This is a genomic window from Rubrivirga sp. SAORIC476, assembly GCF_002283555.1.
Classification (GTDB): domain Bacteria; phylum Bacteroidota; class Rhodothermia; order Rhodothermales; family Rubricoccaceae; genus Rubrivirga.
Genome location: NZ_MVOI01000011.1, coordinates 136,762 through 150,643, shown reverse-complemented (window position 1 = coordinate 150,643; position 13,882 = coordinate 136,762). Strand labels below are relative to the sequence as shown.

10 protein-coding genes are annotated in these 13,882 nt (G+C 71.4%); 4 read left to right on the top strand and 6 right to left on the bottom strand.

All coding sequences use genetic code 11. From position 1 onward, the window contains the following. Positions 1 to 162 precede the first annotated feature (162 nt). Together B1759_RS19470 and B1759_RS19465 are read left to right on the top strand one after the other, a co-directional pair. Positions 163 to 582 carry a hypothetical protein gene (locus B1759_RS19470; protein ID WP_143537462.1) on the top strand — a complete coding sequence of 140 codons (420 nt, stop codon included), beginning with the start codon at positions 163 to 165 and terminating at the stop codon, positions 580 to 582. Positions 583 to 1,432: 850 nt separating this feature from the next. After that, positions 1,433 to 2,065: a hypothetical protein gene (locus B1759_RS19465; RefSeq protein ID WP_143537461.1), complete on the top strand. Its 633-nt coding sequence runs from the start codon at positions 1,433 to 1,435 to the stop codon at positions 2,063 to 2,065. Between the two features lie 318 nt (positions 2,066 to 2,383). Here B1759_RS19465 and B1759_RS17110 read toward each other — a convergent pair whose 3' ends face one another. The 5 genes from B1759_RS17110 to B1759_RS17090 all read right to left on the bottom strand — a co-directional run bounded on the left by B1759_RS17110 (position 2,384) and on the right by B1759_RS17090 (position 10,248). Beyond that, complete coding sequence (locus B1759_RS17110) at positions 2,384 to 2,794, bottom strand: biopolymer transporter ExbD (protein WP_095516300.1); 411 nt, start codon at positions 2,792 to 2,794, stop codon at positions 2,384 to 2,386. A 107-nt stretch (positions 2,795 to 2,901) separates the two neighbouring features. Then, on the bottom strand, positions 2,902 to 3,615 hold the full coding sequence (locus tag B1759_RS17105) for a MotA/TolQ/ExbB proton channel family protein (protein WP_095516299.1): 714 nt from the start codon (positions 3,613 to 3,615) through the stop codon (positions 2,902 to 2,904). 87 nt (positions 3,616 to 3,702) lie between these two features. Further along, on the bottom strand, positions 3,703 to 5,871 hold the full coding sequence (locus B1759_RS17100; RefSeq protein WP_143537460.1) for an SPOR domain-containing protein: 2,169 nt from the start codon (positions 5,869 to 5,871) through the stop codon (positions 3,703 to 3,705). Further along, positions 5,868 to 7,463: a hypothetical protein gene (locus B1759_RS17095; RefSeq protein ID WP_095516297.1), complete on the bottom strand. Its 1,596-nt coding sequence runs from the start codon at positions 7,461 to 7,463 to the stop codon at positions 5,868 to 5,870. Before B1759_RS17095 ends, B1759_RS17100 begins: the two co-directional genes overlap by 4 nt. A gap of 4 nt (positions 7,464 to 7,467) precedes the next feature. After that, a complete protein-coding gene (locus B1759_RS17090; RefSeq protein WP_095516296.1) occupies positions 7,468 to 10,248 on the bottom strand; it encodes a tetratricopeptide repeat protein in 2,781 nt (926 codons plus the stop codon). A gap of 125 nt (positions 10,249 to 10,373) precedes the next feature. Between B1759_RS17090 and B1759_RS17085 the strand changes: the two genes are divergently transcribed. Together B1759_RS17085 and B1759_RS17080 are read left to right on the top strand one after the other, a co-directional pair. Continuing rightward, positions 10,374 to 10,976: a hypothetical protein gene (locus B1759_RS17085; protein WP_095516295.1), complete on the top strand. Its 603-nt coding sequence runs from the start codon at positions 10,374 to 10,376 to the stop codon at positions 10,974 to 10,976. Between the two features lie 94 nt (positions 10,977 to 11,070). Continuing rightward, the gene (locus B1759_RS17080; RefSeq protein ID WP_095516294.1) at positions 11,071 to 11,994 is read left to right on the top strand and encodes a PfkB family carbohydrate kinase; all 924 of its coding nucleotides are present in this window, start codon (positions 11,071 to 11,073) and stop codon (positions 11,992 to 11,994) included. Between the two features lie 7 nt (positions 11,995 to 12,001). On the opposite strand, the gene B1759_RS19865 is transcribed toward B1759_RS17080, so the two are convergent. Further along, on the bottom strand, positions 12,002 to 13,882 hold the full coding sequence (locus tag B1759_RS19865) for a hypothetical protein (RefSeq protein ID WP_095516293.1): 1,881 nt from the start codon (positions 13,880 to 13,882) through the stop codon (positions 12,002 to 12,004).

The following is a 13,882-nucleotide window of genomic DNA, read 5'->3' as shown; positions in this document are numbered from 1 at the left end:
TCGGCGCGGCATAACTCGCCGCTGTAGGCCGACACGGGGCACCAGCGTTCTCGGCCCGTCCCGGCGCCAACGCCAGTTATAGCTTCGGCCCACCTTCCCGCCCTCAGCCCCGTGCGGCTAAGCGGCTATCTGTTATGCCGCCAACGCACCTCGTCTAGACGAATGCTATACCACATCGAAAAGCCTGGGCCTTATCAGGAAGAACTGGTTGAAGCCCTTAAGTTTTGTATCGCGCTCTCGCATAAGCGCAAGACTGGAGAAGTGCTTCTGGCATTGACGGGAAAGAGTCAGCTTTCTACGAGCTTGATCCAGGGCGCGCTAGGCTTGGGCGCAACGAAAAAGCTCAAGAAGGACAATCGGGTCGACATGTCCGGCCTAAGCATCGTTCTGTGGACGAAGCGCGTCGCAGCAACAGGTTTCTCAGGACCTGCTCTTGTCCCTCACGTAGCACCCGATCTAGCGGAGATGGTCGCGCAAGTGCCAGGGGTGACGGACGTCGTATTCGTCCCTTGGAGACAGGAGGAGCTGGAGGTGTACCTGAGTCAAAACGAGTCTACTCCACTCAGGAAGAAGGCGGCATAACCCGCCGCTGCAGGCCGACCTTTGGCGCCAGCGCTCTCACCTCCTGTGGGAGTCCGCGCTATCATTGCGCGTTACCGACCATCGTGCCCTCAGCCAAAGGCGGCTGAGCGGCCCCCTGTTATACCGCGTCCACCCTATGGAGTCCGACGAGGCGTTCGATGAAAGTCAAAGGCTCATGGGCCGCCTCAATGTTGAGGCCGACGGGGTGAACCTCCGTGCTTCGATCAAGCCTGGTGTTAAGTCAGGTCTCGAAGTCAGGAGTATGTGGGGTTGGGTCACGGCCCTCGCCGCCATGTTCTGTTTTGCGTGCTACGGAGTCGCCCAGTCGGGGGACCCCGTTCGCGTGTTGATGCTGGCGGCCGTGTTCGCCCCCTTCTTCCTCGTCGGCGCTTGGTCGCTTGACCGAATGGTCTATGGTCGTGACGAGGTCGTCGTACGCGATGGGACGATCACACTCCGCTCGGTCGGGCCGGTAGTACGCCGGACTCGGTACCGAGCGCCCATCACGGAGACCAAGTTCCGCGTGTCAGACTCGCCCATAGGCGGTACGCCGCTTCCGGGCCACCGGCACGTTGCGTTTCGTCGGGAGGGTTCGCGTTTGCGTTCTGGCCTGAGGCATTTGTTATCAGTGGAGGACGCGGAGCGGCTCGTTAACGCTCTCGCGGCGGTCCGCTCTGCCAACGCGGTATAACCCGCCGCTGCAAGCCGACCCTAGGCGCTAGCATTCTCAGTCCAGGCGGGGTGTCGGCGCTATCATTGCTCGCATCCACCGCCGCGCCCTCAGCCCAGGGCGGTTGAGCGGCCCTCTGTTAGGCCGCGCTTACCATCGCAGTCAGATCGACCCATCGTAATGATGTTTTACATAGCTCTGAGCGTGACCATGTGGATAGTGTGGTTCCAGCTTAGGTCTGGATACGAACATTACCTTGAGGGGGCTAAGCAGGCTCAGGAGAAGGATGTCGAGTTCTGGCTGGCGGCCATTGGCCAAGGCTCATCGCTGATGGTTATCATGAAGCCTGGCTTGAGAGAAGCCATCATTCTAATTGTGTTATTGCTCCAGGCGGGCCGGTGGTGGGCCGTGCTGTCTGACCCCAAAGCGGTTGCGAAGCGACTCGCTGCACGAAACGCTGAGCGTAACAGGGTTTTGGCTACAGCCCCAGACGAGCGATTCCCACAGCTGGTTGCCTGGATGCCAGGAGACATTCTGGAGGGAGATTTCGGTATGAGGTATCAGTTCTGCAGCGTCACTCGGGATCACAAGGTCTTAGTTAGAGAATGGGAAGACTACTACAGTCTATTGAGCGAAGATCAGTTGCGAGAGCCAGAGAGATCAGTCGATTTGGGCGAGGTGATGACATCATGGAAGAACACTTCCTTGCTCGAAAGGGAGCCTGAACGAAATCATGACAGCTTGTACTGGGAAAACCTGAAAGTCAAACAGGAGGCTTACCGTCAAGTCCGCAAGGACTCAGGAGAGCTTTGAACCCAGCGCGGTCTAACTCGCCGCTGCAAGCCGACGAAGGGCGTCAGCGTTCTCGGCTCGTTTGGGCGTCGGCGCTACTTTCGTCTCGTTCGACCTCCGCGCCCTCAGCCCTTCGCGATTGAGCGGCCCTCTGTTCTGCCGCGCCGTCTTTGTTGAATGAGAGCTGCGGTGGCGTTTTGAGCCCCGCACGGGCGCTCTCCCCTGCCGGTAGGTCCCGTCCGCGCGCGGCTGGGTTCCCGCCTCGGAGGCGTCGTCGGGGCAGTCGGTCCACGGGAGGGGGCCCGCCCCGTGCCGAGGAGGGGCATGGGAGAGGCCGGGTTACTCGCTGGGGGTGGCCGCCTCGGTCGCGATGGAAACCCGCATGTCGAGCGCCGACGCAGCCGAGGCCACCGCCGCGAGCCCGTCGATGGTCGCCTCCTTGTCGGCGTAGACCGCGAGCGACGTCTTGCCCTCGCGGACGGCCTCGATGGCCATCGTCAGGCTGTCGCGCGCCACCTCGCGGTCCTCGACAAAGAACAGCCCGTCCTCGTCGATGGTGATGGCGACGTAGAGCTGCTCCAAGGGCGCCGCCGCGGCCACGTCCGGGAGCGTCACCCGGAGGCCGTTCTGCGTCACGAACGAGGACGTGAGCAGGAAGAAGATGAGCAGCAGCAGGACGATGTCCGTCAGCGACGCGAGGCTGAACGCCGTCAGCGCCTTGCGGCCGGTCGAGAAGTTGAACGAGGCCATGCGGAGGAAGGGGCTGGGTGAAGAGGGAAGGGGGCCGGGCGCGAGGCCCAGGCCCGGCCGAGCGCGAGACGTGGAGAGCCAACTCCCCACGCCTCACGCCTCATCACTCACCGTCGCGGCGTCTGGAGGAAGTCGATGAAGTCGGACGAGACGCGCTCGAGGCCGTTGACCAGCCGCGCGATCCGCCCGACGAGCAGGTTGTAGGCGAACAGCGCCAGCAAGCCGACCGCCAGCCCGGCGGCGGTCGTGACCAGCGCCTCCCAGATGCCACCCGCCAGAAGGGACGGGTTGACGAGCCCCTCGTAGCGCTGGATCTGGCGGAACGCCCCGATCATGCCGGTCACGGTGCCGAGGAAGCCCAGCATGGGCGCGATGGCGGCGATGGAGGCGAGCAGGTCCATCCGCTTCTCCAGGTCGAACGTCTCGCGGCGCCCGGCTTCCTGGACGGCCTCCTTGATCTCGCCGATGGGCCGCCCGAGGCGCTCCAGGCCGCGCATCAGGATGCGGGAGGCGGGCGAGTTGCGCTCGCGGCAGTAGGCCATCGCCCCCGTCACATCGCCGTTGCCGACGTAGTCGGCCACGTTGCGGGTGAGGGTGTCCGGGTCGCCGGTGGCGCGGCGCAGCGCGCGGATCCGCTCCCAGACGACGGCCACCATCAGGATCGACAGGAGGACGATGGGGACCATCGACCAGCCCCCGAGGAAGAGCAGTTCGAGGCCGCCGCGGAGCGACTCGGTGAACGTCGGCTCGGCGACGGCGGTCGCGACGGTGTCGGCCGCGACGGTCGCGGTATCGAGAGGGGCGGTTTGAAGGGCGAGCATGGGCAGCCGGGGGGGACGGCGGAGGGCGTCGGAGAGGGGAGGGGCCGTCTGGGAGAGGCGTCGCTCAGAGCGGGGCGACGGAGTGAGCTAGAGGGTCTCCAGGTAGAGCGCCCAGGTGTCGGCCGGGGCCTGAGGTGGGAGACGGTCGCGGAGGCGGATGGCGTCGTCGCGCGTGGGGAACTGGCCGACGCAGACGCGGAACTGCCCGCCTCGGGCGGTGAGCACGGAGCTTCGGTAGCCCGCGCGGCGGTAGCGGTCGCGGAGCGCCTCGGCCTCCTCGCGCGACGAGGTCGAGAGCACCACGAACGTCCAGGCGTCGGCGGCGGGGTCGATGATCTCGTCCCGGGCCGCCAGCGCACGGACGTCGGCGGCGTTCAGACCGCTGACGCGGGGTGGCAGAAGGGCGACGCCCGGGGCAGGCGACTGCCCGAGGCCGGTGGGGGGGGCAGGCGTGTCGCCGTCGTCGGCCCAGGAGCGGGCCGTCGCGGGGCGGGTCGCGGGCGTCGCGCGGGGCGTGCGTGGGGGAGACGTGGCGGCGAGGTCGTCGCCTAAGGCTGCGGGCGCGCTGCCGAACGAGCCCTCCTGCCCGTCGCTGTCCCCGCCCGTGCCCTCGGCCAGGGCACCGTCGGCCACGACGAAGCCGTCGGGCTCGCGGAGCTGGGCGTCCTCCTCGATGAGCCGGGGCCCGACCGGTCCGGCGTCGACGGTGATGGTCTGGTCCGGGTTGGTGAGCAGGCGGGTGCGGGAGCGGATCTCGGGCCAGAACCAGATCGCAGCGACGGCGAGTGCGATCAGCAGCAGGAGCAGCACCCAGGGCCACCAGCGGCGGGGTCGGGCGTCGGGTTCGTCCGGCGGGGCGGTCTCAGGCACCGTGCCGGTCGGCGGGACATCCGAGGCGAACGCAGGCATGGTCTGCGCGGCCGTCATCACGGGCGGGACGACGGTGGGCGCGGGCGGCACCGTCAGGATCGGCGGTGCGGCGTGCTCCGAGTCGTCGAGATCTTCGGGCTCCTGGAATCCTGCCGGCACCGTCGGCTCGAACGTGTCCGAAGAAGGCGGGACGATGTCGAAGTCGGCGTCCTCGATGACGGCGTCCATCACGTCGGCGTCGGGCGTCAGGTCGGTATCGAACGAGGGGGACGCGCCGAGCGCCGGGGCGGTCCAGGTCTCGCGCGCCCACTCGTCGTCCGGGGAGACCAGCGGCGGCGCCTCGGCGGGCTCGTCCGCCTCGGGCAGGTCCACGGGCGACGCTGGCGCGGCTTCTGCGGGCGGCTGGGCGTCCCCAGGCTCGTCGGCCTGGGGCGCTGGGTCGGCGAGCGGTGCGTCGATCGAGAGCGCCTCCCCGGTCGCAGCCTCATCCGGCTCCTCGGGGGTCTGCGGGAGCAGGTCGGCAAGGGCCGGGGCGTCGGATCCGCCGAAGGGCACCGGGACGGGGCCGGGGTCCGAGGCCTCCGCCTCGTGCACGTCGGACGCCTCCGGCTCGGGGTCGAGAGCATCCAAGTCCGCGAGGAACGCCTCCTCTTCGTCCATGATGTCGTCGGTCGAGACGGCATCCGCGACCAGGGCGCCGTCCGCCTCGGCCGGAGCGTCGGGAGGGAGCGCCGATGCGGCGCCATCGCCCATCGACCCGACGACCGGGGGCGTGTCGGGATCGGCCTCCGACGGCGGAATCACCTCGATGGGCGGGGCGCCGCGGCGAGTGGACGGAGGAGCAGCGTCGACGGGCGGCTCCGTCGTCGAGGATGGCTCCGTCGTCGAGGAGGGGAGCGGCGGCTCCGGGGTGGGTTGGGTGCGGATGGGCGTGAGGCCCTCGTACGTGCGGTTGACGGCCGCGAGGAGCTCGGCCTCGACGCCAAGCACGACGCCGCTGCTGGTCCGCCGAAGCAGGCCGACGCCCGGCAGGCGTACCTCGCCGGTCGCGGAGAGGAGCGCTTCGATCTGGTCCATCGCCTCCTCGTAGGCCGCCTCCGCAGCGTCCGGCGAGAGGGCGCGGAAGCGGGCGAACGGGAGCGCGAGTGAGGCCTCGTTCGGCGAGCCCGGGGCGAGGCCGATCGTCTCGCCGGGCGGGAGCATCACCCGTGTACCGTCGGCGCGTTCCTCGACGCGAGCCGCGACATGCTGGCGGACGAGCGTCCCGAGGCCCAGCAGCGGGGCGGGCTGCCCGGCCAGGAGGCGCTCTCGAATGGCGGCGGCGACGGCGTCGAGCGGATTCACGGCGTGGCGGGGGTGGGCGACGGAAGGTAGTCCGAGGGTCATCGGGCGAGGCGGAGGCCGAGCATCACCGTGAACGGCGGCTCGGGGAAGCCGGGCCAGCGCTCGGCCTCGCCCACGAGGCGCTCGCCCCGGAGGACGACCGCCAGAGGCCCGGTGACGGCGTAGCGCGCGTCCAGCGACAGGCGGCCGAACGCGGGGGCGTCGCCGATCGCGGACCGATCGGTCGGCCGGGCGCTCTCGGCACTGGCCGCCAGCCCCACGCGTCCGCGGCCGTCGAGGAACGGCGCCTGCACGCCCGCGTGGCCGATCAGCGGCGCGAAGAACGGGATCTCCCCGCCCTCGGCACGCCCGGACCGGATCTCCACGCCGGCCGACGCCGACACGCCACCGGGGCCAACCACGGCGAGGTCCGCCCCGAGGCCGACGGCGTTGGCGTCGAGGTAGAGCGCGTCGAAGCCACCCGCGGCGGGCTCGAAGGCCATGAACGTGGGCGCGGAGAAGGCGTGCGCGAACACGCGGACGCGGGCGCTCGCCGGGCGCAGCTCCAGCCCCGCGCGCGCATCGAACGGCAGCACGTCGGGCGCGAGGATCGGGTCGGACAGGACATACGGGTTGTCGCCCGCGAGGTCGGTCAGCGAGCGGACCGCGAGGTGCGGGTCGTTCTGCACGAACACGACGGTGGTCGGGCCCAGCGGGAAGCGAGCATCGACGATGGGGCCGATGCTCTGTGCCGACCCGCCGCCCGAGGCGGCCGAGGCGTCGTAGCCGAGCACGCGCGCGCCGAGCGTGAGTTGGGAGCCACCGGGGCCGTTCAGCGAGAGGGCCAGCCCGGCGGCGCCGTACTGGATGTCCGAGCCGAACGACCCGGCCCCTGCGATGCCGCCCGCCACGTCGGCCACGATGCGTTCGCCCAGCACGCCGACTCGGGCCGACGCGTCCACACGGCCTTCCTTGGTGTTCTCCGAGTCGTCGACGCGGGTCAGCTGGCCCTGGGAGAAGCCGACCGTGGCCTCGAACGGGACCGCGCCGAGGCCCTCGAAACCGAGCTCACCCCCGACAGCCTGCCGGATCCGCTGCGAGCCCGTTCCGAAGCCGCGTGTCGTGTAGACATCGCGGAGCACGTGGCCTTCGAGGCGAGGGCGTCCGGCCCCGAACGACTGTCCGCCCGCGCGCGCATCGAAGCGGTCGAACGCCACGCGGCCGTCGGTCTCCCCGATGCCGTCGTAGGCGGCGTCGACGAAGAACTCGCCTCCGGCGCCTGCGGCGGCGAGGTCGACCCGGCCGTAGCGAGACACGTAGGCCCCGGCTCCCCCCTCGGCCCGGAGTCGCCGGACGGTCAGGGTGGTCGCGGGCGGCTCGGCAGGGGGGGCGAGCGCGAGGGCGGGGAGGGCGTCCAGGTTCGGCGCGAACGGCTGCGTGACCGGCTCACGCTCGGCGGGAACGACGTACCGCCGCGGCAGCGGTCCGAAGCCGGACAGCGGCTGGCGCTCGACGAGGGGCAGCGTCACGGCCAGCGTACCGCGGCTCTCGAAGACGGCAGGCGTCAGGCTCGGAAGCTGCGAGCGGTCGGGCTCAGGCTGGGCCTGGGCGAGGGCGGGCGCCAGGAGCGCCGCCAGCAGGAGGGTGGGTCGCATGGCGTTACGGGGCATTGTCGCCCTCGGAGTCGGGGGCCGGGAGGGGCTGCGCGAGATCGGGGCGGTCGCTGAGCGCGGCCCGAGCCGCCGCCGTGGTCGGGTAGCGGCTCACCAGCTCGCGAAGGAGGCGCGTGGCGTCGTCGGCCCGGCCGAGGTCCTGAAGGGCGAGCGCCTCGAGGGCGTAGGCGTCGGCGACTTGCTCGGGGTCGGCCGCGCCGCGCTGGCGGAGGGCCGAGGCCGCGACGCGTGCGCCCTCGGCATCGCCGCCGGCCAGGAGGGCCTCGGCGAGACGGAGCGAACCTTCGTCGGCGAGGGGGCCGTCGGGGTAGCGCGTCAGGAGGCGTCGGAGGGCGAGCGCGGCGTCGGCGGGACGGCCGGTGGCCGCGTACGCGCCCCCGATCGCGAGCAGGGCATCCTGTTCGAGGTCCGCCGACGGAGCCGCCGAGAGGACCTGCTCCAGGAGCGAGATCGCGAGCGAGTCCTGGCCCGACGTGAGCGCCAACCGGGCGCGGGCGAAGCGAAGGCGCCCGCGCTCGTCGCCGCCTCGAAGCGCCCGGTCCACCTCGGCGTAGGCCTGGTCGATCTCCCCGCCGCGGCCCTGTGCATCGAGCGCGTCGGCGAGGCCACTGAAGGCGTCCACGGTGAGCGGGCTGGACGGGTAGCGCTCGAAGACGCGTCGGTAGGCCGCCTCGGCGAGCGGGTAGCGCTCCTGGTTCATCAGCACATCGCCGACGCCGAGCAGGGCGGCGGCGCCGCGCTGGGGACGCTCACGGAGGATGCGCTCGTAGGCGGCGACCGCGAGGCTGTCCTGCCCGCGGGCGGAGTAGAGCGCGCCCTGCGCCAGCAGCGCCTGCGCGTAGCGCTCCGACTCCGGGTACTCAACGAGGAGGCGGTCGTAGGTCCGCAGCGCGTCGTCGGTCCGGCCCTCGCGGCCGAGCACCTGGGCGGTCTGGAAGAGGGCGTAGTCGCCGCCCTGGCGGTCCGGCGTCGCCGCGGCGACGCGCCCGAAGACGAGCCGCGCGTCCTCGTACCGGCCGAGGACGGTGTAGAGGTCACCGAGGCGGAGGAGGGCGTCGGCGTAGTAGGGCACCAGCTCTCCGGAGCGCGTGTAGGCGGACAGGAACCGCTCGAAGGCGTCGGCCGCGTTGGCGGTCTGACCGCGCTGGTAGAACGTCCACGCGATGACGTAGCGCGCAGCGTCCGACCGCGGGTGATCGGGGTAGCGGCGCAGGAGGTCGCGGAGGATCGTCTCGGCGCGGGCGTACTCGCGGGCCTGGAAGGCACTTTCGCCAGCCCAGAACAGCGCCTCTCCGGCCCGGGGCCCCGACGGGTCACCGTCAACCACGGCGAGGAGCGCAGGGACGGCCTCGGCGTACTGCCCGGCGACGAACCGCGCGTAGGCATCCTGGAAGGCCACCTCCGCGCGGGTCTCGGCGGTCGCGGTGCCGAGCGCCTCGGCGCGGCGGAAGGCCTCGCGGGCGCGGTCGGTCTGGCCGGACGCGGCGTAGGCCTCGCCCAGCATGCGCGCGGCCTCACCCGCATACGGCCCACGCGGGTGGTCGGTCAGCAAGCGGTCGAAGGCGCGGGCGGCGGCGTCGTACTGCCGGCGCTCGTAGCGCAGCAGGCCCAGTTCGAGGAGCGAGGCCTCCACGTAGGCGCCTCCCGGGCGGCGCGTGCTGGCCTCGGTCCACCGGTCCTCGGCGTACCCGAGCTGGCCGAGCGCCTTCGCGGCGATGCCCTCGTAGTAGGCCGCCTCGTGGGCTACGGCGTCGACCTCGGCGCGGTCGGAGACGCCGGCGCGGGCGATCTGGTAGAGCGTGAGCGCTGCCCCGAAGTCGCCGCGTGCGGAGGCGACGCGGCCTCGGGCGAGGGCGGCGCGACGGGCGTACCGCGAGTCGCTCGGCACGTCGGCGAGGGCGGCGTCGGCGCGGTCGTCGCCGAGGCGGACCCACGTCTCGCCGGCGAGCAGGGCCCCCCGTGCGGCCTCCTCGCCCGTCAGCGAGCCCCGTCGGCGCTCTGCCTCGCGCGCCCCGTCGGCGAGGCGACCAGACCGGATGAGCGCCTCGGCCAGCGCCAGCCCGGCGCGCGTGTCCTCCGCCGACCGCGGGTACCGCTGAGCGAGCGCCCCGAAGGCGTCGGCAGCGCGCGTCCAGTCCGACCGGTCCACGTAGACCGATCCCGCCGCGTAGAGAGCCAGCGGGGCGGACGGCGTGTCGTCGACTGAGGCCCGCTCGAAGGCCGCCAGCGCGGCGTCGGGGCGGTCCTGGCGGCGGTGCACGAGGCCGAGCAGGTAGGCGGCCTCGGCGCGGTCGTCGGCGGGGCCAGGCGCGTCTGCCGCAGCCGCGAGGGCGACCTCCGCGCGGTCGTCGTCGCCGCGGGCGTAGTAGTAGCGGCCGAGCGCGAGGCGTGCCCGCGAGGCGTAGGGGTGCGATGGGTACTGCCGCTCGAAGCGGCCGAAGAGCGCCGCCGCGCCGCGGTCGTCGTCCGTCGCCAGGGCCGACTCGGCCTGGAAGAACAGCGCCTCCGGCGCGCGGGCGTCGCGCGGGTACTCATCGAGGAACCGGTCGAAGGCGCGCTCGGCGGCGGCGTACTGCCCGCCGTCGTACAGCAGCTTCGCCTCCTCGAAGGACGCCTGCGACTCGGCAGGACGGGCGGTGACGGTGCCCACGGTCTGTGCGGCGACCGGAGAGAGGACACCCAGCACGGCGACGAGACACAGCGTCGCCGTCGGGAAGCGACGGAAGCGCGCCGGGGTATGGCGCGCGGGGCAAGACCGGAGAAGCATTGGGGGGACGGCGTCCGGCGGAGGAGACAATCTACGGAGTCGGGGCCGTGGCTCCGAACGGCAGAAACAAAGGGGGGGCGGGGCATCGTACCAGCGGCGGCATTCCCTTCTTCCCGACCCCTCCCATGGCCGACGACACCCCGACCCCCACCGACGCTCCCACCGGCATCCCGGACCCCAACCCGACGCTCCCCGACGCGTCGACCGAACCCGCGGCCCAGGTCGCCTCGGCCACCGCGCGGACCGTCTCCCCGCCGCTCCCGGCCGATTACGAGATGCCGGACGACTACGCCAACGACGATCCCATCGCCGCGGCCAAGGCCTGGGTGGAGGCGCATCCGGGCCTCGCGCTCCTGGCAGCGGCAGGCATCGGGCTGGTCGCGGGCCGTCTCGTGACCGCGCTCATCCCGGACCCGGAGCCCCCGTCCCTCGCCGACCGCGTCGAAGTGCGGGCCAAGCAGCTCCAGAAGGCAGCCAAGAAGCAGGGCAAGGTGGCCTCTCGCGAAGCGGCCGCGTTCGCGAGCACCGCGGGCGTCTCGCTCCAGGACAGCCTCCACCGCGCCTCCGACGCACTCCGCGAGGCCGCCGCCAATGCGGGCGATGCGGCGGGCGAGGGCTATGAGAAGTCCAAGGATCTCGCCGAGACCATCGCCGACGCGGCCAAGACGGCGGTCACCGGCGTGCTGGCTTCCAAGCTCGACGAGTGGGTGTCGAAGGTCCGGAGCTAACTTCCGTCTCCGTTTCAGGTCCGGGGCGTCTCTCTGAGGGGCGCCCCGGTCCGTTGTCTAGCCCGTCCTCCCGGCCGCACCCGCCCCCGAAGTCATGAGCATCCTCGTCGTCGGAACCGTCGCGTTCGACACCGTCGAAACGCCGTTCGGCCGCGCAGAGCGGATCCTGGGCGGGTCCGCCACCTACGCCTGCCTCGCCGCGCGCGTGATCGGGGCGCCGGTCCAACTCAACGCGGTTGTCGGCCGCGACTTCCCCGAGGCGCACGTGGCGTCGCTCACCGATCGGGGCGTGGACGTCGAGGGGCTGGTGCGCGACCCCGAGGGCGAGACGTTCTTCTGGGCCGGTCGCTACCACTACGACCTCAACACGCGCGACACGCTCGCGACGCACCTCAACGTGCTGGCCACGTTCGAGCCCGACCTCCCGGCGTCCTACCGCACGCCCGAGATCGTCTGCCTCGGCAACCTCGATCCCACCGTCCAGTCCTCGGTGATCGACCAGACGGACGGCTCCGGGCTCGTCATCGCGGACACGATGAACTTCTGGATCGACAACACGCCCGAGGCGCTCGGGGAGACGCTCAAGCGCGTCGACGTGCTGGTGATCAACGACGAGGAGGCCCGCCAACTCGCCGGCGAGCCCAACCTCGTCCGCGCAGCGCGCAAGATCCGCGCGCTCGGGCCGGAGACGCTCATCGTCAAGAAGGGCGAGCACGGCGCGCTGCTGTTCTGCGGCGACGAGATCTTCTCGGCGCCCGCCTACCCGCTGGAGGACGTGATCGACCCGACCGGTGCGGGCGACACGTTCCTGGGCGGCTTCGCCGGGCACCTCGCCCGCTGTGGCGCCACCGACCCCGACGCGATGCGTCAGGCGGTCGTCGTCGGCAGCGCGCTGGCGTCGTTCGTGGTCGAGGCCTTCGGCCCGGACCGCCTGCTCTCCGTGACGGCGGCCGACCTGGACGAGCGGATCGACTCGTTCCGCCGCCTCTCGGCCGTACCGCACATCATTTCGGCCTAGGAGGCGGTCAGCCCTGCTGGGAGTAGCGGTTGAAGAGCGCCGCCTGGGCCTCGAAGACCCACTGGTTCATGATCGTGTCTTCGGACACGTTCACCTGCGAGCTGATGCGACGGGCCTCGCCGCGGCCCCACTGTGCGATCTCCTCCAGCGTGCGGACGCCCGCGATGTAGAGGAGTCGCTGCACGTCCTCGTCGACTGACGCGATGACGGTGAGGTCCTCGGCGCCCTCGGGCACCTCGTAGGCGAGCTCGGGCTCCACTTCGGGAGCGTCCGCTGGCTCTGCCACTGCCGTGTTGAAGGCGTCGAAGCTCAGCACGGTGTCCTCGGGAGCGGCGAATGCGTCGGAGGGAGGAGCGGGCGTCGGCGTGAGGTCCGGCTCTGCGGCAACGCCAGTCGGCGCGTCGCTGGCGAACGGCTCAGGGTCAGCCTCGGCGGCGGGGCTGGGCGGTGTCGCAGGGGCGTGCGACACCGGGACCGGTGCCATCGTGAACCCGGTCGTCGGGGTCGGCTCCTCCGTTGCGGTGGGCGGCGCAGCGGTAGGCGGCATCAGGGAGTCGAGGTCGATGAGGCTGTCGGCCGAGAACGCCGTGGGCGCCGCGTCGAGGGCCGGAGCGTCGAACGCCGGGGTGTCAAAAGACGGGGCGTCGAAAGACGGGGGAGCGGGGGCCTCGTCGAAGGACGCGGCGTCGATGAACTCGTCGGCCGAGGCCGTCTGGATCGCGTCGGGCTCCGAGCTGGGCCGCGAGATCCACGCGGTGTGCTGCGTGTCGAAGGGGGGCGGGGTCTCGACCGCGACCGCCTCGGCAGGCCGATGGGAGGACGTCGGCGGGGCAGAGGGACGGGGCGGGGCTACCGGCTCAGGGCTCCAGGACTCGAACAGGTCGCTGCTGGAGGCGCTGTCGCCGCCGACGTTCTCGTCGTAGAGCGGCGCCGTGGCGAACGGGTCCGCCTCGGGGCTGACCACCGGCGGCTCCTCCACCGGGGCGGCGGGCGGCGGAGCGCTGTCGGCCGCGAAGTCCTCGAACGCACCCTCCGAAAAGACGGTGTCGTCCTGCGAGGCGTCCGAGAACCCCGTCCCCGAGAAGGTCGCTTCCGAGAACGTGGCCTCCGCGAAGGTGTCCTCGAACGCCGGCGCCTCGGCGGGGCCAGGAGCGGCGACCGGCTCGGGCCCCATCGGGGGGGCGGCCGGCTGCATTACGTCGGGCTCATGGGTCGAAGCGGCAGAGGGAGTGCTGAAGACCTCTTCCGAGAACGTGGCCTCCTCGAACGTCGGCATGCTCGGTGGGGCCGGAGCCTGGGCTGGTGCCGGTGTCGTGCTCTGGGCGAACACGGTCTCTTCGAACGCCGTCGGCTGGTCCGGCTCCGGGGCGGGCTCGGGGGCGGCGAGCGTCGGGTCCGGGAGGGGGAACGAGAAGGTCTCTTCGGGCTCTGCCTGGGGGGAGACGCCCGCGGGCGGCGCCGGCGGCGTGGCCGGCGGCAGGGCGGCCTGCGTCGAAGCCGGGAGGCCGACGGTCTCCTGGATGGTCCCGATCTGCTGACGGATGGTCGCGATCTCCTCATCGCGACGGCGCGACTCGTGGAGGAACTCGCTGCGGAGCCCCTGGACCTGATTCTTCTGGGCCTCGACCGAGTGGCGCACCGACTCCAGCTTCTGCGCGATCAGCTGCCGCTGGGTCTCCCCCTGGAGGCGCTGGTCGGACATCGCCCGCTCGATCTGTTCGCCGATGGCCTTCACCTCCTCGGCGACAGGCACGGGCGCAGCGGCCGACGCGATGTTGGATACGCCTCCGGCCTCTTCCTGCTTGCGGGCGCGGATGAAGTAGGCGAAGGTCGCTCCGACGATGCCGGAGCCGACGAGGATGGAGAGCAAGATGATGACGTACGACAT